Annotated in this window: 26 protein-coding genes; 9 read left to right on the top strand and 17 right to left on the bottom strand. The window is 58.6% G+C overall.

Annotated features, from left to right (window positions below):
• From ABMA60_RS02460 to ABMA60_RS02450, 3 genes are read left to right on the top strand one after another with little or no spacing between them, the layout of a single operon-like run.
• On the top strand, nucleotides 1-1,149 hold the full coding sequence (locus ABMA60_RS02460) for a carbohydrate ABC transporter permease (protein ID WP_392798177.1): 1,149 nt from the start codon (nucleotides 1-3) through the stop codon (nucleotides 1,147-1,149).
• A gap of 5 nt (nucleotides 1,150-1,154) precedes the next feature.
• The gene (locus ABMA60_RS02455) at nucleotides 1,155-2,756 is read left to right on the top strand and encodes an alpha-amylase family glycosyl hydrolase (RefSeq protein WP_392798175.1); all 1,602 of its coding nucleotides are present in this window, start codon (nucleotides 1,155-1,157) and stop codon (nucleotides 2,754-2,756) included.
• Between the two features lie 42 nt (nucleotides 2,757-2,798).
• Nucleotides 2,799-3,872 (top strand): LacI family DNA-binding transcriptional regulator, encoded by a 1,074-nt coding sequence (locus tag ABMA60_RS02450; protein ID WP_392798172.1) that lies wholly within the window; start codon nucleotides 2,799-2,801, stop codon nucleotides 3,870-3,872.
• Nucleotides 3,873-3,879: 7 nt separating this feature from the next.
• Here ABMA60_RS02450 and ABMA60_RS02445 read toward each other — a convergent pair whose 3' ends face one another.
• The 5 genes from ABMA60_RS02445 to ABMA60_RS02425 form a co-directional block, all read right to left on the bottom strand.
• Entirely contained in the window at nucleotides 3,880-4,044 is a 165-nt protein-coding gene (locus ABMA60_RS02445) for a hypothetical protein (RefSeq protein ID WP_199224206.1), read from the bottom strand.
• Nucleotides 4,045-4,118: 74 nt separating this feature from the next.
• Nucleotides 4,119-4,553, bottom strand: coding sequence for a ribosomal protein S18-alanine N-acetyltransferase (gene rimI / locus ABMA60_RS02440; protein ID WP_392798168.1), 435 nt, complete (start codon nucleotides 4,551-4,553; stop codon nucleotides 4,119-4,121).
• The gene (locus tag ABMA60_RS02435; protein WP_392798165.1) at nucleotides 4,550-5,356 is read right to left on the bottom strand and encodes a hypothetical protein; all 807 of its coding nucleotides are present in this window, start codon (nucleotides 5,354-5,356) and stop codon (nucleotides 4,550-4,552) included. Before ABMA60_RS02435 ends, rimI begins: the two co-directional genes overlap by 4 nt.
• 85 nt (nucleotides 5,357-5,441) lie before the next feature.
• Complete coding sequence (locus tag ABMA60_RS02430) at nucleotides 5,442-6,350, bottom strand: SDR family NAD(P)-dependent oxidoreductase (protein WP_392798163.1); 909 nt, start codon at nucleotides 6,348-6,350, stop codon at nucleotides 5,442-5,444.
• 151 nt (nucleotides 6,351-6,501) lie between these two features.
• Nucleotides 6,502-7,101 carry a pyridoxamine 5'-phosphate oxidase family protein gene (locus ABMA60_RS02425; RefSeq protein WP_392798160.1) on the bottom strand — a complete coding sequence of 200 codons (600 nt, stop codon included), beginning with the start codon at nucleotides 7,099-7,101 and terminating at the stop codon, nucleotides 6,502-6,504.
• Nucleotides 7,102-7,187: 86 nt separating this feature from the next.
• Here ABMA60_RS02425 and ABMA60_RS02420 point away from each other — a divergent pair, with 86 nt between their 5' ends.
• From ABMA60_RS02420 to ABMA60_RS02410, 3 genes are all read left to right on the top strand, one after another.
• Nucleotides 7,188-8,636 carry a PLP-dependent aminotransferase family protein gene (locus tag ABMA60_RS02420; RefSeq protein WP_392798157.1) on the top strand — a complete coding sequence of 483 codons (1,449 nt, stop codon included), beginning with the start codon at nucleotides 7,188-7,190 and terminating at the stop codon, nucleotides 8,634-8,636.
• 143 nt (nucleotides 8,637-8,779) lie between these two features.
• A complete protein-coding gene (locus ABMA60_RS02415) occupies nucleotides 8,780-9,091 on the top strand; it encodes a 4a-hydroxytetrahydrobiopterin dehydratase (RefSeq protein WP_392798154.1) in 312 nt (103 codons plus the stop codon).
• Nucleotide 9,092: 1 nt separating this feature from the next.
• On the top strand, nucleotides 9,093-9,335 hold the full coding sequence (locus ABMA60_RS02410; protein ID WP_392798151.1) for a hypothetical protein: 243 nt from the start codon (nucleotides 9,093-9,095) through the stop codon (nucleotides 9,333-9,335).
• 26 nt (nucleotides 9,336-9,361) lie between these two features.
• Here the strand turns inward: ABMA60_RS02410 and ABMA60_RS02405 are convergent, their stop codons facing one another.
• The 9 genes from ABMA60_RS02405 to ABMA60_RS02365 all read right to left on the bottom strand — a co-directional run bounded on the left by ABMA60_RS02405 (nucleotide 9,362) and on the right by ABMA60_RS02365 (nucleotide 17,615).
• A complete protein-coding gene (locus ABMA60_RS02405) occupies nucleotides 9,362-9,922 on the bottom strand; it encodes a DUF922 domain-containing Zn-dependent protease (RefSeq protein ID WP_392798148.1) in 561 nt (186 codons plus the stop codon).
• Nucleotides 9,913-10,983 carry a hypothetical protein gene (locus ABMA60_RS02400; RefSeq protein WP_392798145.1) on the bottom strand — a complete coding sequence of 357 codons (1,071 nt, stop codon included), beginning with the start codon at nucleotides 10,981-10,983 and terminating at the stop codon, nucleotides 9,913-9,915. Before ABMA60_RS02400 ends, ABMA60_RS02405 begins: the two co-directional genes overlap by 10 nt.
• A gap of 64 nt (nucleotides 10,984-11,047) precedes the next feature.
• Complete coding sequence (locus tag ABMA60_RS02395) at nucleotides 11,048-11,809, bottom strand: ABC transporter permease (protein WP_392798143.1); 762 nt, start codon at nucleotides 11,807-11,809, stop codon at nucleotides 11,048-11,050.
• 16 nt (nucleotides 11,810-11,825) lie between these two features.
• The gene (locus ABMA60_RS02390; protein ID WP_392798140.1) at nucleotides 11,826-12,752 is read right to left on the bottom strand and encodes an ABC transporter ATP-binding protein; all 927 of its coding nucleotides are present in this window, start codon (nucleotides 12,750-12,752) and stop codon (nucleotides 11,826-11,828) included.
• A 137-nt stretch (nucleotides 12,753-12,889) separates the two neighbouring features.
• A complete protein-coding gene (locus ABMA60_RS02385; protein ID WP_392798137.1) occupies nucleotides 12,890-13,423 on the bottom strand; it encodes a hypothetical protein in 534 nt (177 codons plus the stop codon).
• A 269-nt stretch (nucleotides 13,424-13,692) separates the two neighbouring features.
• The gene (locus ABMA60_RS02380; RefSeq protein WP_392798134.1) at nucleotides 13,693-14,211 is read right to left on the bottom strand and encodes a TlpA family protein disulfide reductase; all 519 of its coding nucleotides are present in this window, start codon (nucleotides 14,209-14,211) and stop codon (nucleotides 13,693-13,695) included.
• On the bottom strand, nucleotides 14,208-15,680 hold the full coding sequence (locus ABMA60_RS02375; RefSeq protein WP_392798131.1) for an MFS transporter: 1,473 nt from the start codon (nucleotides 15,678-15,680) through the stop codon (nucleotides 14,208-14,210). The genes ABMA60_RS02380 and ABMA60_RS02375 overlap by 4 nt, the downstream gene beginning before the upstream one ends.
• Nucleotides 15,681-15,735: 55 nt before the next feature.
• A complete protein-coding gene (locus ABMA60_RS02370; protein WP_392798128.1) occupies nucleotides 15,736-16,176 on the bottom strand; it encodes a GNAT family N-acetyltransferase in 441 nt (146 codons plus the stop codon).
• A gap of 2 nt (nucleotides 16,177-16,178) precedes the next feature.
• Nucleotides 16,179-17,615 carry a DHA2 family efflux MFS transporter permease subunit gene (locus ABMA60_RS02365; protein WP_392798124.1) on the bottom strand — a complete coding sequence of 479 codons (1,437 nt, stop codon included), beginning with the start codon at nucleotides 17,613-17,615 and terminating at the stop codon, nucleotides 16,179-16,181.
• 157 nt (nucleotides 17,616-17,772) lie between these two features.
• On the opposite strand from ABMA60_RS02365, the gene ABMA60_RS02360 reads away from it, so the two are divergent.
• Entirely contained in the window at nucleotides 17,773-18,681 is a 909-nt protein-coding gene (locus ABMA60_RS02360) for an aldo/keto reductase family oxidoreductase (RefSeq protein WP_392798122.1), read from the top strand.
• Here ABMA60_RS02360 and ABMA60_RS02355 read toward each other — a convergent pair.
• Nucleotides 18,678-19,412 (bottom strand): NAD(P)H-dependent oxidoreductase, encoded by a 735-nt coding sequence (locus ABMA60_RS02355; RefSeq protein WP_392798119.1) that lies wholly within the window; start codon nucleotides 19,410-19,412, stop codon nucleotides 18,678-18,680. The two genes, ABMA60_RS02360 and ABMA60_RS02355, sit on opposite strands and share 4 nt — an antisense overlap.
• Before the next feature lie 72 nt (nucleotides 19,413-19,484).
• Between ABMA60_RS02355 and ABMA60_RS02350 the strand changes: the two genes are divergently transcribed.
• Nucleotides 19,485-20,396, top strand: a complete 912-nt coding sequence (locus ABMA60_RS02350) for a LysR family transcriptional regulator (RefSeq protein WP_392798116.1) — start codon at nucleotides 19,485-19,487, stop codon at nucleotides 20,394-20,396.
• 4 nt (nucleotides 20,397-20,400) lie between these two features.
• On the opposite strand, the gene ABMA60_RS02345 is transcribed toward ABMA60_RS02350, so the two are convergent.
• Entirely contained in the window at nucleotides 20,401-20,625 is a 225-nt protein-coding gene (locus ABMA60_RS02345; RefSeq protein ID WP_392798113.1) for a DUF1778 domain-containing protein, read from the bottom strand.
• 99 nt (nucleotides 20,626-20,724) lie between these two features.
• Complete coding sequence (locus tag ABMA60_RS02340; RefSeq protein ID WP_392798111.1) at nucleotides 20,725-21,741, bottom strand: pirin family protein; 1,017 nt, start codon at nucleotides 21,739-21,741, stop codon at nucleotides 20,725-20,727.
• Between the two features lie 242 nt (nucleotides 21,742-21,983).
• Here ABMA60_RS02340 and ABMA60_RS02335 point away from each other — a divergent pair, with 242 nt between their 5' ends.
• A complete protein-coding gene (locus ABMA60_RS02335; protein WP_392798108.1) occupies nucleotides 21,984-22,424 on the top strand; it encodes a universal stress protein in 441 nt (146 codons plus the stop codon).
• Nucleotides 22,425-22,447: the final 23 nt, after the last annotated feature.

The raw sequence follows: 22,447 nt of genomic DNA, 5'->3' as shown, positions 1-22,447 counted from the left end.
ATGAGCCACAGAACTTCCATGCTGGCCGTCGGCGGCAAACACCTGACGGTATTTATCCTGGTCGCACTCTGGACCATTCCCACGCTCGGTCTGTTGATCAGCTCGGTGCGCGACAAAGACCAGTTGGCACAGACCGGCTGGTGGACGTCGTTGTCATCCAGTGAAAGCAACGAGTTCTACCGCACCCCAACCGCTGATGCGCAAAGCGAACAGAACGGTCAGTTCGTTATTGAAGGCAACATCTTCGAAGTGGATCAGGGCAAAGAAGTGCAGTCCTGGAGCCTGCGGCCAACCGACCTGACCGCCTTCGCCGCCGGCGACACCACCACTCTGGACGACGGTTCGCAGATGACGCTCGACGCCAACGGCGATTTCAGCTGGGTGTCGGACGAACCCTTCAGCCACAACCGCGGTCAGCGGGTGTTCTACATCGCCGAAGTGCCGCCCATCTTCACCTTACAGAACTATAAGGAAGTGATGGCGTCCGAAGGCGTCGGCCGTGCCTTTATCAACACCATGACGGTGACTTTGCCGTCCACCTTCATTCCCATTCTGATCGCCGCCTTTGCCGCCTATGCGCTGGCCTGGATGCGTTTCAAAGGACGGATGCTGGTGCTGGCGATGATCGTCGGTCTGTTGGTGGTACCGCTGCAGATTTCACTGATTCCGGTGCTGCGCATGTACACCACCCTGGGCAGTATTTTCGGCACCGAGCCCAAGTCCTATCCCGGCATCTGGCTGGCGCACACTGCCTTTGGTCTGTCGCTGGCGGTTTATCTGCTGCGTAACTATATGGCCGGCCTGCCCAAAGAGGTGATGGAATCCGCCCGCATGGACGGCGCCAGTCACTTCGATGTGTTCCGTACCATTGTCCTGCCGTTGTCGCTGCCGGCGCTGGCGTCGTTCTCCATCTTCCAGTTCCTCTGGGTGTGGAACGACTTGCTGGTTGCCTTGGTGTTCCTCGGCCAGGGCGAAGGTAAAACGGTGATGACCGCTCAGTTGGTCGAGCTGCTCGGTTCGCGCGGCGACAACTGGGAAATCCTCACCGCCGGTGCGTTCGTGACCATGATCGTGCCGTTGATCGTCTTTATTTCCATGCAACGTTATTTCGTTCGCGGCCTGTTGGCCGGTTCGGTTAAAGGAGGCTGATTTAAGTGGTAGCCGATCTCAACTGGTGGCGCGGTGGCGTGATCTATCAGATCTATCCGCGCTCTTTCTTCGACAGCAACGGTGACGGTATCGGTGATATTCCCGGTGTTATTACTCACCTGGATTACATCGCTGAGCTGGGCGTCGACGCCATCTGGTTGTCGCCGTTTTTCACCTCACCAATGAAGGACTTCGGTTACGACATCTCGGACTACAAAGATGTCGATCCGATGTTCGGCTCGCTGCACGACTTCAAGCACCTCATCGAAGAAGCTCACCAGCGCGGATTAAAGGTCATCATTGATCAGGTTTACAGCCACACCTCAGACCAGCATCTGTGGTTTAAGGAAAGTCGCGAAAGCCGCGACAATCCCAAAGCCGACTGGTACGTCTGGGCCGATCCCAAAGCCGATGGCACCGCCCCGAACAACTGGCTGTCGCTGTTCGGTGGCCCGGCGTGGAAGTTTGATACTCGCCGCGGCCAGTATTTCATGCACAACTTCCTGTCCAGCCAGCCGGATCTGAACTTCCACAATCCGGAGGTTCAGAACGCCATTCTCGACACCGCCCGCTTCTGGCTGGAACTGGGTGTCGACGGTTTCCGTCTGGATGTGGTGAACATGTATTTCCACGACGCGGCTCTGACCGATAACGGTCTCGCCGACTCGCCGGAGAAACAGTTTGTCGGCGCCGACAAGGTGAATCCGTTCACCCGTCAGTACCACATTCACCAGATGTGCCGCGACGAGAACCTCGATTTCCTCAAGCGTTTGCGCGCGGTTATGGATGAGTTTCCGGGTACCACCACCGTCGGTGAAATCGGCGCCCCGGGCGGCATGAAATACATGGCGCAGTACACCTCGAACGGTGACAAGCTGCACATGGCTTACACCTTCGAGTTGCTGGAAAAAGAACACAGCGTCGATTACATCCGCAAAACCATTGAACGGGTGGAACAAAACCTCGGCGATGGCTGGCCGTGCTTTGCGCTGAGCAACCACGACGTTGAACGTTCCGCCAGCCGTTGGGGCAAAGACGCCGAAGATCCCAAAGCCTATGTGCGCACCACTCTCGGTCTGCTTACCACCTTGCGTGGCAGCCCCTGTATTTATCAGGGCGAAGAACTGGGCTTGCCGGAAGCCGAGGTGCCGTTCGAATTACTGCAGGATCCTTTCGGCATCGAATTCTGGCCCGAGTTCAAAGGTCGTGACGGCTGCCGCACCCCGATTCCCTGGCTCAATGAAGCCATGGGTGGCTTTACTTCCGATGGTCATCCCTGGCTGCCCATCGAGCCGATTCATCGTCAATTGGCGGTGGCTGAGCAAAAGGTCGATGCCAACTCCACGCTCAACTTCAGTCGTCAGTTACTGGCCTGGCGCCGTCAACATCCGGCGCTGAAAGACGGTCGTTTTGAATGGCTCGACAGCGACCCAGACCTGCTGCTGTTCCGGCGCGTCAACGATCAGGAAAGTCTGGTCATCGCCCTGAACATGACCAGCCGGGAATTGCCGGTTGAAGTCACCGGTTCAGCGGTGACGGTTCCTGGTTTCCAAGCAGCAACTGGAGGCCGAATTCCGGCTTACACTCTGGCAGCCTGGGCCGAGTAAGCGGACGCCGGCCATAGCGCCGGCGTTTTCCTGGCGGACACTATGCGTGTGATCAACAAAGACAATAACAAAGCACCCAGCAAACGCATGACCTTGAAAGCCGTCGCCGAAGCCCTGGGGGTTTCGACAGCGTCGATCTCCAATGCGTTCAATCGACCGGATCAACTGTCGGCCGTGCTGCGCGACCGCATTCTTAAAGAGTGCGAGCGGCTTGGCTATCACGGTCCGAATCCGGCTGCGCGCTCGTTGCGCACCGGCGCTACCGGCGTGGTCGGCGTGATGCTCGCCGAACGTCTGGCTTATAACTTCCGCGACAGCTGCGCCACCGAATTTCTGCAAGGCGTTGCCGAAGTGCTCGACGACGCCCGCGTTAATTTGCTGCTGATGCCCGGTCGCGACGACTTCTACCATCAGCAGTCGATGGAATCGATTCCCGACCGTTTTATCATCTACGGACCACCGCGCGACCTGGGCATCATTCAGCGTCTGGAACGGCAGCATAAACCGGTGGTCACCGTCGATTTTACGCTGGGCAATCATCTGTCACTGAACATCGATAATTACGGTGGCGCCAAGCAGGCGGCACAACATATTTATCGCCAGATCGGCAGCAACGCAGCGGTCGCAGTCATCGGTTTGCGGTTGATTCATTCCGACGCCGTCGGCCGGGTCAGCGAAGTCGAACTGATCGATGCCGCCACCTCGATTTCACGCCAACGACTCGATGCTTACCGCGATGCCGCAGCTGAATTCGGCAGCGAAATTCTTGCCGATCAGGTGTGGAATACCCATGAAAGTAATTGGTCCGACGGCGTCAAGGCCGCGCGTGAAGCGCTATTGTCGCAACCGCGACCCAAGGCGCTGCTTTGCATGTCCGACCAGTTGGCACTGGCGGCGCTCAGTGTGGCGCGCGATCTGGATATTCGCGTGCCGGAAGATTTGAAAATTGTCGGCTTCGATGACATTTCCGAAGCCCGGCGCTCGCACCCGACCATCACCACCGTCTATCAGCCAAGCATCGAAAAAGGCCGGCTGGCAGCGATGATGGCGCTCAATCCGGAACGTTTTAAAAGCCAGATATTACCGACCCAGTTGCAGATCCGGGAAACGGCCTAAAAACGGTTTATACCGATTTAAATAGGGCGAAATAGAGCACGTAAAACCAGCTGAACAGGCCGTGGATAATGGCCCAAAGAATCGATTTGTTGGCGCTCCATGACAGCACGATGGCCAGCACCGTCCCGAACGACACACCCTGTTTAACGATCTCATAACGCACTTCGCGCATGCCGAGCTTCTCCTGGTTGGCACATTGATAGCGCTACATTAGTCGCTGACTGCCGCCGATGCAGCCGCCGAAAGTCACCGCTCACTGAACGCCAATGCCATCACCAAAGCATCTTCTCCATCGGCATAATAGCGACGACGCTGGCCGATCTCGCTAAACCCCAGACGGCGATAAACCGCCAGCGCTGGCGCATTGCTGGGCCGCACTTCCAACAGGCAGCGTTGCTGACCCAGACGCTGCAATTGCACCAGCCAGTGGCGTAACGCCTGACGGGCCAGACCTTTGCCCTGAAAGCCTTGCGCCACAGCCAGATGCAACAGGCTGCTTTCATCGAATATGGATTCACCGACCAGAAAACCCGCCAGTTGGGCCTCGTGCTCAATCCGCCAGACCCGGCTTTCGGTTAACGCCTGCTGCAACGCCATCACCGACCAGGGATGCGGACCAGCTTCGGCATCCAGTATCACCAAGGCGTTAAAATCATCGAGACGGGCTGGCAACAGCTTCATGCGTCGCTGGAGGGTTGTTCTTGCACTAAGGGTTTAAGACGCTGCCAAGCGACCGCCTTCTGGCGTGGATCCTCCAGCATGCGATAGAGCGACGGCAAACCCACCCAAGGCAAACCTAAGTGCTCACCCTGAGGTTGCTGCCAATCGTGCAGACGCGGCAGCACCGCACCGAAAGACAACAGCTGTTGCGGCTGATGCTGACGGACAAACTGCTCAAGCTTTTCATCGACGTACAGCTGCGCCTGCTTGATGCCCTGATCGACACGCGGGTTGGTAAACAATGGCCACTGAATCACATGATGGGTGTGCACATCGGCAGCGCTGACACCCAGGGTGGCGAGAATATTGAGCAGCAACTGCTGGCCGGCCGGCGTGGGTTGTTCCAAACCACGCCCCAGCGTATCGGCAATCAGGTAAGGGCCGACCACGCTGAGCGACAACACAAAGCGCGGCACCGCTGGCGCCGACTGAGCTCGCGGCGCAGCTTCCGGTTCAGCGGCCGGCTTGGCGGTTTCGGTTTGGACTCGCGGAACGGCAACCGGTTCTTGCGGTTGCGCTGGCGCAGACTCGGCGGCTTGCGCTACGGCTGGTTGAGCCGGCGCAGCTTGAGCCGGCGCAGCTTGAGAATGTGCAGCTGACTCTGCCGCCGGGAATTCATCCTGGCCGTCATCCAGATCGAACACCAGAGGTTCGGGCGCCATCGGCAAGCGCACACGCGGATACCAGGACTGAATGCCCATGGCATCGAGGTAATGGCGTCGGTTGCTTTCAGCTAAGGGCGTAAAGGCGGGCATGGCGCGCAAGCACAGGCTTTTGGTCGGCTTTCAGGACCGCTCAATATACGCGCCCAACACCCAGGCGACAATCTTGCATTGCCGCCCAAAGCGCTCAGTTTTGATGCTCGGCCCAGACGGTAGCGCAAAGCGTCATCAACCGCTGACGGGTGGTCTGGGTTTCCCGCGTCCAGGGCAGTGGGTAGACCGGCCGGCTTTGACGATCGAACCAGAATTCGCCGCTGGGCAGTTGCTTACCTTCGGCAAGACACCAATAGATGGTGTCGGCGCCTTGGTCATCGCTGCGCAAGCGTTTGGACAGCCGCTTGGTAAAGCCCGGCAGCGCCTCACGCAACGCCTCGGTACCAACCCAGCCAGGGTGGGATGAAGAGAACACATAGTCCGGATAACGCCGCGCCAGTTCTTCGTTAAGAATCACCTGGGCGCGTTTGGCGTTGGCGTAGGACTGCACCTTGTCATAGCTGTTCTCCTGCCAGCACAGGTCGTCCAGATTCAGTTTCTTTAAGTACATGCCACCGCTGGATGTGAGATGCAGACTGCCTCCGGGCGCTAACAGCCCCGACTCGATACAGCGCCGCATCAGCAGATAGTGACCAATCACCTGAGAGGCAAAAATCACATCGAACTCATTGTTCACCAACTGCAGTTGATCGGGCATGCCGCCGGCGTTGCACACCAAGCCATCGAGCGGCGGCAGATTCAATTGCATAACGGTTTTGAAGTCGGCCATATCGAGCGGCACAAAGGCGACACCCAGTGAATCCAGCCCGGACTGCGCAAAGCGCTCGGCGCTGCGGCCGGTGACGATGACTTCACTGCCGGCCTCGGCCAGACGCTGCGCCAGCGCCGCACCAATACCGCTGGTACCGCCGGTGACCAGAAAGCGTTTGCCAATCAGATGGTTGTCTTCAATGGGCGCAAATTGACGTGCGTGGCGTTGATAGCCACTGCGGTCGAAGGAATAGACAATCGAATAATCTTTGAGGGTATCGAACATGCTCATCTCAGCGTTTCCATTCATCCATGAGTACGCTAAGCGGCCTTTCCAGGTTCACTAGAAAGTGAAGAAAAGCGCGCCCGCCCGAGCGACGCTTATCAGTGTCTTTGAACGACGTTCACGGTGCAAGTACTATGTAACCGGTTGCAGCGCCGTCTTACTTCACCGCCAGGGTGCCATGCCAGACGGGCAACGCCAGATCTTCCGGTTCCTCCACCGGGCCACCGGTACGGGCCTTGAACGAGCCTTCCTGCATCGGTAAGCGCACCAACACCGTGGCCTTGCGCTCAATCCGATTGGGCGGCCGCACCTGCTCCCAGCGCCCCGCTTCGAGCTGGTTGATCAGCACGCGGAAGGCGTTGTCGAATTCGGCCTCATCGGTAACCGTTTCACCGTGGCAATAGAGCACCGCCGAGCGATAGTTGGCGCTGTGGTGGTAGGCCGATTTGGTCATCACCCATTCGCTGCATTCAGCGAACGACAACACCACTAGCTGGCCACTTTGCAGATACTTCGCCAGCCGGCCTTTGTTGCCACTGTGCACATAGAGGTTATCGCCATCGCGCCAGCAGGTGATGGGAATCACCCGGGGTTCACCCTCTTCAACAAAACCCAAATGGGCGGTCTTCAGATCGTCAATCAACTGATACACCGGCTCACGGTCGTAACTCGCCCGTTTGGCGGCGCGGCGCACCTGGCTGCGTGGACAAAAACCCAATTCGGACTGACTGGCTGCTTGCTCGGTCTGGCGGGGCATGGTGGTCTCCTCGTGTTAACGAGGTCTAGACTAGCGACATCTGGTATTCTAAAAAGAACCAGATATTAATTTTTTATGGATCCAGAATGACCACCAGCCTGCCGCTTAATGATCTGCATCTGCGCGACCCCAACCACAGCGGTCAGTCATTACAGACCCAGCTCTATCAGGCGCTCAGCCAGCGCATTCTGGATGGGCGGCTGCAACCGGGTGATCGTCTGCCGTCCAGCCGATTGTTGGCCACCGATCTGGGCGTGGCGCGCAATACAGTGCTGGCGGTGTTCGACCAATTGCAGGCCGAAGGCTTTATCCGCCACCAGCCGCGCTCCGGTACCTTTGTTGATCCGCGGCTGCCAGCGCAGTCGGTCGATGGCACCCCAAAACCCGCGGCACACCCCAGACCACCGCTGCCAAGTCCGGCGTTGCCCTGGTTACAAGGCAGTCAAAGGCGCGAACCCAACGAACAGAACCGACCCTTTACTCCCGGCCTGCCCGATCACCAGGCCTTCCCGCTGGCCAGTTGGAATCGTCTGCTGCATCAGCAGGAAAGCCGCACGGCACTGCTCGGTTACGACAGCCACCAGGGTTATCCACCGCTGCGTCGTGCTATCGCGGATTATTTACGGCAAGCACGCGGCGTACGCTGCCACCCCGACCAGATCATCATCACCGCCGGCGCCCAGCAGGCACTGTCGATGATCGCTGAACTGTTTTTGCACGCCGGCGACACAGTACTGATCGAAGACCCGGGTTATCGCGGCGCCCGTTTTGCGCTGGCACGACCGGGTGTGGAATTGCAGCCGGTGCCACTGGCCGACACCGTGCTCGATCTGGATCAATTGCCACAGCAAACCGACGCCAAGCTGCTGTATTGCACACCGACCCACCAATACCCGCTGGGCGGCATTCTCGATATCAGTCAGCGTTTGCGCCTGCTCGATTGGGCTGCGCGCGCCGGTGTGTGGATTATCGAAGACGATTACGACAGCGAATTTCACTTCACCAACAAACCGCTCGCAGCCATGCAGGGGTTAATCGAAGACGCTCCGGTGCTGTACGTCGGCAGTTTCAGCAAAACGCTGTTTCCGGCGTTACGACTGGGTTATCTGGTGGTGCCGCCCGATCTGATCGATGCCTTCAATCAGCTCAAACGTATCCACACCGGTGAATCGCCGTTACTGCTGCAAGCGGTCACCGCCGCCTTTATCGACCAGGGTCACTTCGCGCGTCACCTGCGCCGGATGCGGCAGCACTATCATGGCAAATGGCAGTTACTGAGTGAGCAGATCGAACAACGCCTCGACGGTCAGTTTCGCATCGTTGCCGAAAGCGCGGGCATGCATCTGGTGTTGGAACGCCAAGGCGATGACCGAGCCTGGGCACAACAACTGAGTCAAGCTGGCTATGGCCCGCTGGCGTTGAGTGACTATGCACTGGCCGAGCCGAAGCGAACGGGTTTGGTGATTGGCTTTGCCAATTCGAGTGAGGAAGAAATTCGGGATGGAGTCGCGCTGTTGGCAACGCTGAACGCTTGACGGGAGCGGTGTGCCGCCCAGACGTGAGACGCTAGATAGCTGAAAACCCACGCCTCGCTAATTAGCGTCTCCCGTTCACCATTTTGCGTCTCCCATCTCCCAACTGCTAAGGTGACCGCCCACTCCACCAACGGAGAAACCCCATGCCTACCGATCGTTACGACGCCCAACAAATCCAGACTGAACTTCAGGCGCTGAATTCAAAATCGACGCACGCCTGGGCCATCGAAGACGACAAGCTGAGCAAGACTTATCAGTTCAAAGACTTTGTCGAAGCCTTTGGTTTTATGACTCGCGCCGCCCTGGTGATCGAAAAAAACGACCACCATCCGGAATGGTTCAACGCCTATAAAACCGTCAAGGTGCAACTGATCAGCCACGATGTGGACGGTCTGTCACAGCGCGATTTCAACCTGGCCCATCAGTTGGATCGGCTGGCCGGCGAGCGAGGCTGAGATGTCACTGAATGTGGTGCTCGATCGCTTTGGTGAGATCATCGAAGGCAATCACTATCGCGGCTATTGCCACATCAGCCGCGATACCGAAGAAGACGGTTTTTTCGTCATGGTCTATCGCGAGGCCGACCCGCAATCGGAGGTGTTACTCAGCGAATGGTTTCCGTCGATGCAGGCGGTGAATCATTTTGTGCGCGATCAAAGCTGGGTGGTCTATTGGCAGGATCAGCATCGGCCGCTGTAAAACCAGCCGCCCAAAAAGCCCGCAAATTATTCCATCCAGGCGCCCTGAGTCTGGCCGTGATTGGTGCGCCGATCATAATCAAATTCACGTTCGCGAAAGCGCTGCAACAGCTGCTGACCGAGCGCATTGGCATCGGTTTCCAGAGCCGCGCAAGAATCGGCAACCGGGAACTGCCGCAACGCCAGATCGATGGCTTCACCAGCCGCCAACGCCAATTGCTGATGCCCTTCTTCGTGCTGCGTCAGCGCGCTGAGATAGTCCGCAAATTCGGCTTGCTGAGCGTCCGTCCCGGCGACCAGTTGCGGCACTTGAATCTGCACTTCAACCTCGGTTCGCACCCGCTCAATAACGCAGCCATCGCTGGTACGGCGCCACCAGAAACGCCACTGCACCTGCCAATCTGTGGTGGCGTGAAAGACCAGACCGCGACTGCGAATCGGCGAGCTGCGATCGAGCGCCTGGGCCAGCGTTTCACCCTCATTGATACGCACCGGATAGTGTTGCCAATCCAGTTCGCTTTGCACATCCGCGAACGCACCGGTCGACATCAATGCCAGCACAACCATGCCGACCCATCTCACGAACATAGCTCCGGCTCAGCGTTGCAAACGGCCTCGGCAGCGATGGCAACGTCGACACTGTAATACAACGAATCGAGCCCCAAACCGATGCGCCCCATATTGTGGAACACCAAGCCCAAGGCTAAATCTTCGGCGCTGTAACGCTGCGCATCGGCGGCCAGTTCACGACCGGCACGGCCGACTTCGTCGTCGCCCAGCAAGGCCAACATCCGGCCGATACCGCCGTGATAAGCCTGCACCAACAACAGCGAATAGAGTTGCTCGGCTTTCGCTTCCGGCAAATCGCCGAAGCGCTGTTCAAAAGCCGGACGCAGGTTGCGATCGTTTTGTTGATACAACCGCACCGCGCAATCGACCTGCGCCATGCGATGCAAATAAAACCGTTCTGCCAGTTCACAGTCGGCCAAAACTTCCGGTCGCAGCTGCAGTAATCCCACCGCTTGTGCCGCCGAGAAGGAACGTTTGCGCGCTCCGCTTTCAATTAAAATCTGGCCGAGAAAGGCGCGCTGCATCGCCGGCGTCACCTCATAACCACGGCGCTGCGCCTGGGTGTGCAACACTTCGATCACCACCTCCGCCAGCGACCAAGGCGCTTCGGGTGAACCGGCGGTGATGCCATCCCAGGTTCCCCAGACTCGGTCTTCTGTATTCGTTCCAAGCAGGCGCCCCAGAGCGGCCGGCAAGTCGACGTGAGGCTGATCGCAACGCAGCGCAAAGGGATAGCCGGTTTCAGACGCACTGCCATTTATCAGACGATGCACGTCGCCGTCACGATATAACTGCTCACGCACCGCATTCAGTTCAATTTGATTGGCAGCCGAATCGCCAGGGTTTTCAAACCAGGTCAGAAAGCGACCGCGCTGATCGAACAGCAAATGACGTTGCGACTCGGCGCAATAACTTTCACCGAGTAAAACCCAACGCCGAATGGTAGAGAGGTTGTCGTAAAAGCCGGCACTGAATACATAGGGTGTATCGCGCACCACCTGCAACCAGGGAGCGGTCGAGGTTTCGGCGCGCAGTGGCGAGAGACAAAACAGGATTAGCAGCAACAGGCAGCGACGCATAACGGACTCGATTCAAGAACTGAACGCAGTCTATCAAATCATGCGTCGCCCGCCGCGACCGGCTTCAGCTTTTCAGCTTGTAACCGGTGCGGAAAATCCACCAGACGATGGCCACAAAGAGCGCCAGAAAGCCCAACGTCATGCCGATGCTGACGCCGACATGAACGTCCGACAGACCGTAAAAACTCCAACGGAAACCGCTGACCAGATAAACCACCGGATTCAACAAGGTCACTCCCTGCCAAAACGACGGCAGCATATCGATGGAGTAAAAAGTACCGCCCAGAAACACCAGCGGGGTGACGATCATCATCGGGACAATCTGCAGTTTTTCGAAACCATCGGCCCAGATGCCAATGATAAAACCGAGGAAACTGAAGGTGATCGACGTCAGCACCAGAAAGCCAAACATCCAGAACGGATGGTCGATGGAATAATCCACGAAGAAGGTGGCGGTGATCAGAATGATCAGACCGAGAATCACCGACTTGCTCGCCGCCGCACCAACGTAGCCAATCAGAATTTCCAGATAGGAAACCGGTGCCGACAAAACTTCATAAATAGTGCCGGAAAACTTCGGCATATAGATACCAAAGGAAGCATTACTGATGCTCTGCATCAACAGCGTCAGCATGATCAGACCGGGGACAATAAAAGCGCCATAACTGACGCCGTCGATCTCCACCATGCGCGAACCGATGGCCGAACCAAAGACGACAAAATACAGCGAAGTGGAAATCACCGGCGTCGCCACGCTTTGCAATAAGGTGCGCCAGGTGCGAGCCATCTCGAACAGGTAGATGGCGCGGATGGAATAAAAATTCATGGACTCTCCTGATCGATTAATCGTTGCGGTGAACCAGGTTCACGAAAATATCTTCCAATGAACTTTCCCGCGTTTGCAGATCTTTATAATCGATGCCGGCGTCGCTCAGAGTCGCCAGCATTTCCGGAATACCGGTGTCATCGAGTTGGCTGTCGAAGCGATAAATCAGTTGATAACCGTCTTCGCTCAGGCTCAGATCACGATCTTTTAAACCGCTCGGAATCTCACTGAGTGGTTCACGCAAAGCCAAGCGCAATTCACGCCGACCCAGCTTGCGCATCAAATCCTGCTTTTGCTCGACCAGGACAATTTCACCCTGATTGATCACACCAACCCGATCGGCCATTTCTTCGGCTTCTTCGATGTAGTGAGTGGTCAGAATGATGGTCACACCGCTTTCGCGCAGCTCACGCACCATGGCCCACATTTCGCGACGCAACTCGACATCAACACCGGCCGTCGGTTCATCCAAAAACAGGATGCGCGGTTCGTGCGATAACGCCTTGGCAATCATGACCCGGCGTTTCATACCGCCGGAAAGCGCCATCAGACGATCATTGCGTTTGTCCCACAGCGACAGATCGCGCAGTACTTTTTCGATGTGCTTGGGGTTGGGTGCCTTACCAAACAAACCGCGGGTGAAATTGACGGTGTCCCAGACCGACTCGAACGCATTGGAGGTCAACTCCTGCGGCACCAGACCAATTTTGGAACGCGCCTGACGGTATTGCTTGATGATGTCGTGGCCATCGGCGCTCACCTGACCACCGCTGGGGTTAACCAGACCACAAATGATGCTGATCAGCGTTGTCTTGCCGGCACCGTTAGGACCGAGCAGCGCAAAAATCTCGCCCTGCTCGATATCGAGGTTGATGCCTTTAAGCGCCTGAAAGCCGGAATCGTAGGTTTTAGTGAGGTTTTCGATGGAGATGATCGACGCCATGAACACTCCTGACTGAGGGTTACGAACCGGCCCGTCATGGAGGTGGCCGAACGCGCAACAACGAATGGAAAGCCCGAGATGGTGGCAAAGCCCGGGCTTTCAACAGTGACCATCGTCCGGTGCGCGAATGGCGTGGATCAGACGCGTTTGGGGCGCGAAAATGGCAGGATAAAGTGCGGATCAACGGCCGCCAGGCGCGCATCCGGATGACGCTGCTGCATCATCTCACGCACCCGGCTTTCGTATTCTCGCGGGGTATAAATCAGAATCAGATAATGGCCGGCGTCGAGCTCGGCAGCAAAGGGTGCCAGCTTGTTATTCTGGGTTTCCACGCCCCAGAGCCCACCTTCCCACAAGCCAAACAAGGTCAGCACGGCGACAAACACCAGGTTGACGAAAAACGGCAGGCTGTCGCTAAACAGGCCGGTCACATGAAAGATTGCCAGCAGTAACAGACCGGCGCAAAAGCCCAGAAAACCACCGATCACACCGCTGTGATACAGATCGAGCGTTTCCACATAGTTGGCCGATTGCAACCGGTGTCGGCTGATGCCGGTTTCGTTGCGGCTGATCAGATGCACCAGCCAGTTCGACAAACCGACGCTGTGCAAATCTTCGGCAATGCGTTCGCATTCTTTCAAGGTGGGAGACAAGTAGTAGACGCATTTCATGGTCGGTCCCTCTTGTGCTTATTGTGTGGGATTGTTCTGCGCCAGGTTTTGCGCAGACGGGCGGGCATAAACCTCAGTGCCCGTCATTCAAACCCTATGACAGATTGCGGCTTTTTCAACTGAGGCGAAGTGAGGGTCGGGTTCAGGCGGTCCGGTCTTATCGACTGTTCAGCCGCATCCAGAGCAGCAAATCGGCCGCTGCGGCACACTGCGGCCAAGCTTTGAAATAACCCGGAGCAATAAACAAAGGAGGCTTACAGAAAATAAATCTAAGGAGTGTTGATCAGTTGTGGCAGCAATTCGTTCAACTGCTCAACCATGGCGTCGCCATCCCAGTCGGCAACGCCTTCGAGCCGGTAACGCAGCCGGCCCTGAGCATCGAGCAAAAAGGTGGTCGGCAAACCGCGCATCGGCAGCTGACGACTGACGCTGGTATCGATGTCGAGCCAGAGTTCAAAATCGATCGGCAAGCGGTTCACAAAGGTAGCGACGTTGGCGGGCGTATCGCCATAGTTCAACGCCACCATCCGCAACTGATTTTCCGGTATGCGCTGGCGCAGCGCATTCAGCGCCGGCAATTCTTCGCGACAGGGAATGCACCAGATCGCCCAGACGTTGACCAGCATCGGCACACCCTGGGCTGAAAACGCTCGCTGCGGACGATCGTGAAACTGCAACGGCGACGCCACCGGCCAGGGCTGGGCCGTCAGCCGTTCGAAATCACGGTTCGCCTCGGCGGCAGCGCTTAGCAACAATGCCGCCAGGGCAGCCAGCCAAGGTCGTTTCATGCCAGCGCCTGCTCAGCGTTCTTGCCCGGTATCAACCAGGCGGCTAACAGGGCCGCGCCCAAGGCGCACAGCGCCATCAGCAACAGGCTGCCACCCAGCGCCCAACGATAGGCTTCCAGCGTGGCCTGGTAACTGGCATCGGTGGGCGCCGGGAATAAACCAAACTGTCCTTCGCCGGCATTTAACCAGCGAAACAACCCAGCAGCGCAGGCGCCGACACCGGCGATGGCAAAGAGTCCGGCCAGGCGGCTGGCGGTGTTGTTGATGCCCGAAGCCGCACCGGCACGCGGGTCCGGCACCGAGTTCATCACCGCCGTGGTCAGCGGCGACACCAGCGTCGCCATGCCCAGCGACATCAGACACAGCGGCAATTCAACGCCCAGCCAGAACGACGACCACTGCGGAATCAGGCCAACAATGCCCAGCGTGACCAAAATCGCGCCAATCACCAGCATCGGACGAGGGCCGAAACGGTCACCCAGTTTGCCGGCCCGGCTCGACAATACCCCGATGATCAAGCCAAAGGGCAGCAATGCCAGTCCGACCTGGGACGGCGATAAACCCCGCCGTTCAATCAGATCGATGGGAATTAAAAACATCACTCCGGCCAAGGCGCCATAGAGCAACAGCGTCATCAGGTTAGTGCCGGTAAAGGCACGACTTTGAAACAACGCCGGCGGCGCCAAGGCATTCCTGACCCGGCCTTCGTAGAAGAAGAACGCCACCAAGCCGAGCACGCCCGGCACGATCATCAAACTCGCATAGAAGCCACTGCCGGCGACGCCTTCGGTCAGCACCGTCAAACCCAGCGTCAACAGACCACAGGCGGCAGCGGCGATCAGCACACCACCCCAATCGAGCCGGCCGTGCGCGTCAGGGTCGCGGCTTTCCGGCATATAGTGGCGCGTCAGCCAGAGCACGATGAGCGCCAATGGTAAATTGATCCAGAAGGCGGCGCGCCAACTGAACCAGTCCATCAATACACCACCAAAGGCCGGACCCAGTGCTGTGGTTAAAGCCGAAGCGCCAGCCCACAGACCGATGGCTTTGCCGCGTTCACCACTGGGATAGGTCGCGGAAATGATCGCCAGACTTTGTGGCACCAGCAGCGCCGCGCCCACGCCCTGAATGGCACGGGCAATGATCAGCCAGGTCGGGGTTGTAGCCAGCGCGCAGCCTAAGGACGCCAGCGCAAACAAGCCGATACCCAGGCTGAAAATACGCCGCCGACCCAGGCGGTCACCGGCGCCGCCACCGACCATCAAAAGCGCGCCCAGAAAGAGGGTGTAAGCGTTGAGAATCCACAGCAGTTGTGCGAGAGAGGCATCCAGATCGGTGCGGATAATGGGCAACGCCAGCGTCACCACGGAGCCGTCGATAAACGCCATGGCAGATGCAAGGATCGTCGCCGTCAATATCCAGGGCCGTTGCGAGGAAACGGTATAGACGGCGGTTGAATCGGAGGACATCGCAACGCTTCCGTAGCCGGGGGAGCTTCGATTCGAGCACGCTCCCCGCCGGGCGTCAACGGTTACGATCAGCGTTCAGTTTCTTGCGGTAGACAATAATGCGGCCGACTTCCTCAAAACCCGCCGCCGCATGCGCCGCCGGCGACAACGGATAATCCGGATTGGTATCGGAAAACACCGTGCGGATATGGCGATGCAAAAACCAGCCCGACAGCGCGCTCATCAAGGCTTTGCCGACGCCGGTGCCTCTGGCTTCTGCGGCCACATACCAACCTTCAACGTGACCATAGAGTTCGTCGTCGCCGCGATAAATCTGGCCTTCAATCAGACCGACCGGCCGCTCGTCCTGCCAGGCAATAAAGGCGACCTCAGTGTCACTGCTTAAAATAGCGGCGCATTCGTGCAGCGCTTTATCGCGCTCAAGATCGGTCCATAACGCCTGGCGCAGCTGCACCCAGGCTTCCAGATCGGTGGCGTCAACGACTCGAATTTCCATGCTCAGCCCTCGTTTGTCTGGCGGCTCGGCTGACTCACCAGACGCCATAGCGCCAGCGAACCGGCCAGACCCAACAGCGCCAGCACCAGGGCTGCACCAAAGGCCAGATGCACGCCTTCAGCGACCGCCGCTGCTGGCGCCGCTTCGGCGCCAGCGCGCGACATCGGCCAACTCATAACAGTGACCAGCAAGGCGGTACCGACCGACGCGCCAACCATTCGCAGGGTGTTATTCATGGCGGTCGCGTGGGCAATCAACTCGTGCGGCAAGGCGTTAATACCGGCGGTCACCAGCGGCAAAAACAGCAAGGCGATGGCGAACATCAGCAGCGCTACATAGACGGCAATCGCCCAGGGTGACGTGGTGGTATCCATCTGCATCAGCAGGAAGATCGCCAGTGCAATCAGCGCATAGCTCAGCGGTGCCATATGCCCGATACCAAACCGATCAAACAGCCGACCCGCAACGGGCGACATCACACCGTTGATAATGGCACCCGGCAGCAGCACCAGTCCGGACACCAGCGCACCGAGTTCCAGGGCGTTCTGGACAAAGATCGGAATCAGCGTCATCACTCCGATCATCAACAGGAAAATCAGCGTACACAGCGCCGTGGTCAGTGAAAAAACGGGGCTGCGGAATACCGCCATATCGAGCAATGGCAGCGGCAACCGATACTGGCGATGAACAAACCAGGCTAGGCTCAGCGCGCCGACAATGAGCGCAACCAACACTTCCGGGCTGGTCCAGCCGTGACTGCCCGCCACACTGAAACCGTAGAGCAATCCGCCCCAGCCGAAGGTCGACAGCACCACCGACAGCGCATCGATGGGTCGATCGCGACGCGGCGTCACATTCCTCATAAAGATGGCGGTCGCCACCCACACCAGCGCGCTGATCGGCAGCATCAGCACAAAGAGGGCGCGCCACGACAGATGCTCAACTATCCAGCCGGACAGCGTCGGCCCAATGGCCGGTGCAAAGGCTATCGCCAGACCGACCAAGCCCATGGCCGCGCCGCGACGATGCGGCGGAAACAGCGACATCACCAGCGTCTGAATCATCGGAATAATCAAACCAGCGGCCGCGCCCTGAATGATGCGCGCCACCAGCAACATGGCAAAGGAGGTCGAGAGCGCGCCGATCAGCGTACCGCCGACAAAAATAGCCAGAGCGGTCAGATACAAAGCGCGGTTGGAATAGCGGTCGATCAACACCGCCGAGACCGGAATAAAAATACCGTTGGCCAGCATAAAGGCCGTAGTCACCCACTGCACCAGACTGGGCGCGGCGCCGAAATCGGCACTGATGGCGGGAATGGCGACCAGCATTAGAGTCTGGTTCAAAATGGTGACAAAGGCCCCGGCAATCAGCAGGGCGACGATCAAGGTTCGGTTAACCTCGGTGGTTGGCGCGGACGCCGATGATTCGGTAGACATGCAACAAACCTCTACTCAACCGCCACGGCGGCAAACGGATGACCAGACTAACGACTGGCTCGATAAACACCAGTACCGGGAGTCAGAAAATGCCGACAACGCAGCGTTACTCAGGCTATGCTGCCCCGCCTTTGTATCAACCAAGACTGTAAAAACTATGACACTCGAACGCATCTCTCTCGCAAACAACAGCCTCTCACTGAGCCGGCTGATCTATGGCGCCTGGCGTCTGGCTGACGACACTGATAGCAGCGCCGCCCAGGTACGCCGCAAAATCGATGCAGCGCTGGGCGAAGGCATCAGCAGTTTCGACCACGCCGACATCTACGGCAATTACCAGTGCGAAGCGCTCTTTGGTCAGGCCCTGGCCGCCGACCCGGCGCTGCGCCAGCGCATCGAACTGATCAGCAAATGCGACATCGCTCTGGTCAGCGAACGCTTCCCGGAACGTCGGGTGAAGTATTACGACACCAGCGCTGCCTACATCCGCACCAGCGTCGAAACCAGCCTGCGCCATCTGCACACCGATCATCTCGATCTGCTGTTGCTGCATCGGCCGGATCCGCTGATGGACGCCGCTGAGACCGGCGCGGCTCTGGATGCGTTGATCGACTCCGGCCTGGTGCGCGCTGTCGGCGTTTCCAACTTCACGCCCGCGCAATGGCGACTGCTGCAATCGGCCATGAAGCATCCTCTGGTCGCCAATCAGATTGAGCTGAGCGTGCTCGAACGCAGCGCTTTCACCGACGGCACGCTGGATAACCTCCAGCTCGACGGCATCCAGCCCATGGCCTGGTCACCACTGGCCGGAGGCCGACTGTTTGGCGATAACGAGGTCGCCCAACGCGTTCGGCCCTTACTGAAAGCTGCCGCCGCCGACTATAACGGCCGCACCGATCTGGCGGCGATCGCCTGGCTGCTGCGTCACCCAGCCGGCATTTTGCCGGTGGTCGGCACCAATTCGATTGAGCGTATTCAGGGTCTGGCCGGCGCAATGGAAATCGAGATCGATCGGCACAGCTGGTTTGAAATCTGGACGGCTGCGGCGGGTGAAGAAGTGCCCTAGCGGCGGGCACTCAGAGCGCGGCCGTCGTTATCCCAGTCGTGCCAGCCTGGAAATTCTAGCGCTGCATGAGCATCCAGAGCTCCCAGATGGTCGCGCCAACCCTGCTGCAGTTGCGCCAGATGCTGGTCAAACCCAGCCGCATCACGATACCGATAGCCGTGACCCTGAACACCGGCCGCCACAAAAGGCGGCAGCACGCTGTAACCGAGATAGTGCAGCGAGTAATGCAGCGGCCACAGCAAAGCCTCGATATCACCGCCTCGGCCGCCCGGCCCCAGGGCCGCAGCGGGCGCGCCTGTGGTGACCGAAATCAAGGCGCGCCGGCCTTTGAAATAACCCTTGTCGTAGCGCATCCGGCTGGTATAGAAACCGCCGCTGATCAGCACCCGGTCGAGCCAGCCTTTGAGCATGGCCGGCGGCCCGTGCCACCAGAGCGGGAACTGCAGAATCAGCAGGTCGGCGGCTTCCAGGCGGTCTATTTGCGTCTGAACGTCACTGGGCAGCGCAGCGTTCTGCCAAGCATGGCGTTGTTCGCCCAAGGGTGAGAAGCGCTCGGCATTGAGGCGCTGCGAATAGTGTGCGCCGCGCTCAACCGGGTCGAAGTGTTCGGCATACAGATCCGCCACCTCGACGCTGTGGCCGGCCTGCTGCAAGGTCTGGCGCGCCGTTGCGGTAAGCTGGGCGTTAAAGGAGGTCGGTTCCGGGTGGCTGTGCACAATCAGCGCGGACATGGTTCGGTTCCTGTTATGGCTGGAAGGAAGGCCATGCTAGCCTGACGAAAAACGCACAGGTATTCCCAAAAAATGCCAACGACCCTTGCAAAAACGAACAACCTGCTGGCCTGGGATGACTTCCGCACGGTGCAGGCCATCGCTCAAAGCGGTTCCCTCGCCGGCGCAGCGCGTCATCTCACCGTCAGCCACGCCACCGTATTCCGGCGTTTGAACAGCATCGAACAGCGCCTCGGTGTGACGCTGTTCGAACGCGCCGCCAGCGGCTACCGCCCAACCGTCGCGGGCGAGGCCATGGCCCAGGTCGCGGCCGGCATGGCAGCCGAGGTCCTGGCACTGGAACACCGTCTGGCCGGACCTGAGCTTGGACTTGCGGGCACCATTCGCCTGACCACCACCGACAGCCTGCTGAGCGCCGTGCTCACGCCCATGCTGGCCGATTTTCGCGAGCAGCATCCGGGTATTGAGCTGGAAGTCGTCGCACCCAGTCAGCCGTTTAATTTAAGCCGACGCGAGGCTGACCTGGCGCTGCGACCATCCAACCAGCCGCCCGAACATCTGGTTGGTCGGCGCGTCGGTTTTATCCGCCAGGCAGTGTATGGGCGACGCGACCTTGGTGCTCAGCATCAGCAATGGCAGGAACTGGACTGGATTGGCCCGGACGACAGCATGCACTACCGATCACTGGAGCACTGGCTGCAGCACAACGGCCTGGCGGCGCGTTATCGCACCGACACCACCAACGCCATGTTGGCAGCGGTAAGGTCAGGACTGGGAGCGGCCGTATTGCCCTGTTATCTGGCCGACGCTTACCTGGGTGAACAGCATGCTGATCTGATGCGGCTAGGCGAACCGCTGGACGCTTTGGGCACCGATCTGTGGCTGCTCACCCACCCGGACCTGCGCCACAGCGCCCGGATAACAGCCTTGATGGAGACACTGGCCGAGCGCTTACGCAGCCACCCTGAATTGGGGCTGGATTGAAGCTTCAGTTGTGCGGCTGAATTTCGTCAGAGGTGACGGTCGCCAGGTGGGAGGAAACATCTTCTTCGGTGATGGCGATGGCTTTTTCCAAAGCGGCCTCGACTAGAAAATCGGTCACCGACAATTGCCAGGCTTCAGCAGCACGCTCGATCAGGCGGTATTCGTCATCGTTGAGGTGCAGCTCAAAATCGTGCGCCTGGCGAACGGCGGTCTGGGCAGTTGAAGTCATCTTGTCTTCCTGTTGCCACGGAGAGGAGCACCAGAGTGTAGTCCAACAGCGCTGTTGGCAAGAGCCGATTTACATCCCTGTTAACCGGCCTTTAATGCGTCAGTCCCGCTCTTCCAATCGACCGTCGGCGTGCTTGGCGAAACGCCCGCGCGGACGGTCGTGCACCTGGTCCATGCGCGGCCAAGGCCAGCCGCCGAATTCGTCGCGACGGAAGTCGGCAAAGGCTTCGTGAATCTCCGCTTCGGTGTTCATCACAAAGGGACCGTACTGGGCGATCGGCTCGGCGATCGGTTTGCCTTGCAGCATTAAAAAGTCGGCTCCGGCGTCACCGGCGACCAACTCTACCGAGGCATTGGAAATCAACTGCACACCCTGACGCACGCTGAGCTCGGTCTCTTCCACCACGGCGCTGTCGCCACGATAGAAATACAACATGCGGTTCAAGTCGGCCGACGCTGCCGGCAGCGTCCAGCGCGCGCCCGGTTCCAGATGAATGGTCCAGATCGCGACTTCGTTGTCGGCATCGGCGGCCCAGGAATCCGGCGGCGGTGGCGGCGCATCGTGACCGTGCAGATGACCGGCAACGACACGCACACGGGTGGCGCGGCCGGCGCTGTCGGTCTCTTCAACGATGGGCGTTTCATCGCCCCAGATCATGCCGAAATGCGGCTCGACCTTTTTACTCTTGGCGGGCAGGTTCAACCAGATCTGGAACAGCTCCATATGGTTTTCTTCCTGCTCGCTGAGCAGCGGAAACATTTCCGAATGCTGCACACCGCGACCGGCGGTCATCCACTGAGTATCACCCTGGCCGTAACGGCCGGCGGCACCCAACGAATCGGCGTGATCGACAAAGCCTTTGGTGACCACGGTGACGGTTTCAAAACCGCGATGCGGATGCGCCGGGAAACCGGGGATGGTGTCGCCGTGGTACATGCGCCACGGCCGGTTCCAGTCGAAATCCTGGCCAATCTGACGGCCGGCCAACGACGCCTGCGGCCCCATGCCAGCATTGCCTTTGGGGAAATCGTCGAGGTGGTGGACACAAAATAAAAACGGATCGGCGGTCTGCCAGGGAAACCCTAGCTGGATAACCTGCTGAACAGCTTGGCTCATAATCGGACTCCATGGCGCTGTAAGTGTGCGTATTGTGGCCCTAAGGTGGGGGCTTGGCACGGCATTTCACCCAGCCCGGCCGGGAAACGCAACGTTCACCAGCGGGCAACAACCACCGCAACTTTGACTTGTATCAAACTCCCTGTGGCCAATGTCAGCGATGATTAAAGCGTGGTCGGACCGGTTGAATCTTGCGGTCGGTGCTCCGATCTAATTCGTACCCATCCAGAGGAGGGGACATCATGAGCAAACTGATACTGGTACCGGTGGACGGTTCCGAACACTCACAAAAAGCCATCGAATTTGCCGCAGACTGGGCCAAAACCCACGACGGTAAACTGCATCTGTTACACGTACCCGAACCCATGACCGGCGATGAAGTATTGGTGATGGGCGGCGCCAGCCTGACCTTGCACGCCACTCGCGAAGAACTCGAAGAGGCCGGCAACGACATTCTGGCTGCGGCGGTCGATGTCGCCAAAGCAACCGGCCAGGAGCACGTCGAAACCTCACTGGTGATCGGCGATCCGGCGCATAAAATCGTCGCCAAAGCCGACGAGCTGAAAGCCGATATGATCGTGCTCGGCACCCGTGGTTTAGGTGAGTGGAAAAGCCTGATGCTGGGCAGCGTGTCTCACAAAGTGATGCAACTGGCACACTGCACCTGCGTCACCGTGCGCTAACCTGAGCCTCACAAAAACGCCCG

This window comes from Saccharospirillum sp. HFRX-2 (assembly GCF_043196805.1).
In the GTDB taxonomy this organism is placed as follows: domain Bacteria; phylum Pseudomonadota; class Gammaproteobacteria; order Pseudomonadales; family Natronospirillaceae; genus Saccharospirillum.
Note: the sequence above shows the minus strand (reverse complement) of the source record. Positions and strands in the feature narration are given on the sequence as shown.

Excerpts from the sequence above, each read along its gene's own strand:
- ABMA60_RS02460 (WP_392798177.1), top strand. The coding sequence starts at position 1 with ATGAGCCACAGAACTTCCATGCTGGCCGTCGGCGGCAAACACCTGACG.
- ABMA60_RS02450 (WP_392798172.1), top strand. The coding sequence starts at position 2,799 with ATGCGTGTGATCAACAAAGACAATAACAAAGCACCCAGCAAACGCATG.
- ABMA60_RS02445 (WP_199224206.1), bottom strand. The coding sequence starts at position 4,044 with ATGCGCGAAGTGCGTTATGAGATCGTTAAACAGGGTGTGTCGTTCGGG.
- rimI (WP_392798168.1), bottom strand. The coding sequence starts at position 4,553 with ATGAAGCTGTTGCCAGCCCGTCTCGATGATTTTAACGCCTTGGTGATA.
- ABMA60_RS02430 (WP_392798163.1), bottom strand. The coding sequence starts at position 6,350 with ATGAGCATGTTCGATACCCTCAAAGATTATTCGATTGTCTATTCCTTC.
- ABMA60_RS02425 (WP_392798160.1), bottom strand. The coding sequence starts at position 7,101 with ATGCCCCGCCAGACCGAGCAAGCAGCCAGTCAGTCCGAATTGGGTTTT.
- ABMA60_RS02420 (WP_392798157.1), top strand. The coding sequence starts at position 7,188 with ATGACCACCAGCCTGCCGCTTAATGATCTGCATCTGCGCGACCCCAAC.
- ABMA60_RS02415 (WP_392798154.1), top strand. The coding sequence starts at position 8,780 with ATGCCTACCGATCGTTACGACGCCCAACAAATCCAGACTGAACTTCAG.
- ABMA60_RS02410 (WP_392798151.1), top strand. The coding sequence starts at position 9,093 with ATGTCACTGAATGTGGTGCTCGATCGCTTTGGTGAGATCATCGAAGGC.
- ABMA60_RS02405 (WP_392798148.1), bottom strand. The coding sequence starts at position 9,922 with ATGTTCGTGAGATGGGTCGGCATGGTTGTGCTGGCATTGATGTCGACC.
- ABMA60_RS02400 (WP_392798145.1), bottom strand. The coding sequence starts at position 10,983 with ATGCGTCGCTGCCTGTTGCTGCTAATCCTGTTTTGTCTCTCGCCACTG.
- ABMA60_RS02395 (WP_392798143.1), bottom strand. The coding sequence starts at position 11,809 with ATGAATTTTTATTCCATCCGCGCCATCTACCTGTTCGAGATGGCTCGC.
- ABMA60_RS02390 (WP_392798140.1), bottom strand. The coding sequence starts at position 12,752 with ATGGCGTCGATCATCTCCATCGAAAACCTCACTAAAACCTACGATTCC.
- ABMA60_RS02385 (WP_392798137.1), bottom strand. The coding sequence starts at position 13,423 with ATGAAATGCGTCTACTACTTGTCTCCCACCTTGAAAGAATGCGAACGC.
- ABMA60_RS02380 (WP_392798134.1), bottom strand. The coding sequence starts at position 14,211 with ATGAAACGACCTTGGCTGGCTGCCCTGGCGGCATTGTTGCTAAGCGCT.
- ABMA60_RS02375 (WP_392798131.1), bottom strand. The coding sequence starts at position 15,680 with ATGTCCTCCGATTCAACCGCCGTCTATACCGTTTCCTCGCAACGGCCC.
- ABMA60_RS02370 (WP_392798128.1), bottom strand. The coding sequence starts at position 16,176 with ATGGAAATTCGAGTCGTTGACGCCACCGATCTGGAAGCCTGGGTGCAG.
- ABMA60_RS02365 (WP_392798124.1), bottom strand. The coding sequence starts at position 17,615 with ATGTCTACCGAATCATCGGCGTCCGCGCCAACCACCGAGGTTAACCGA.
- ABMA60_RS02360 (WP_392798122.1), top strand. The coding sequence starts at position 17,773 with ATGACACTCGAACGCATCTCTCTCGCAAACAACAGCCTCTCACTGAGC.
- ABMA60_RS02355 (WP_392798119.1), bottom strand. The coding sequence starts at position 19,412 with ATGTCCGCGCTGATTGTGCACAGCCACCCGGAACCGACCTCCTTTAAC.
- ABMA60_RS02350 (WP_392798116.1), top strand. The coding sequence starts at position 19,485 with ATGCCAACGACCCTTGCAAAAACGAACAACCTGCTGGCCTGGGATGAC.
- ABMA60_RS02345 (WP_392798113.1), bottom strand. The coding sequence starts at position 20,625 with ATGACTTCAACTGCCCAGACCGCCGTTCGCCAGGCGCACGATTTTGAG.
- ABMA60_RS02340 (WP_392798111.1), bottom strand. The coding sequence starts at position 21,741 with ATGAGCCAAGCTGTTCAGCAGGTTATCCAGCTAGGGTTTCCCTGGCAG.
- ABMA60_RS02335 (WP_392798108.1), top strand. The coding sequence starts at position 21,984 with ATGAGCAAACTGATACTGGTACCGGTGGACGGTTCCGAACACTCACAA.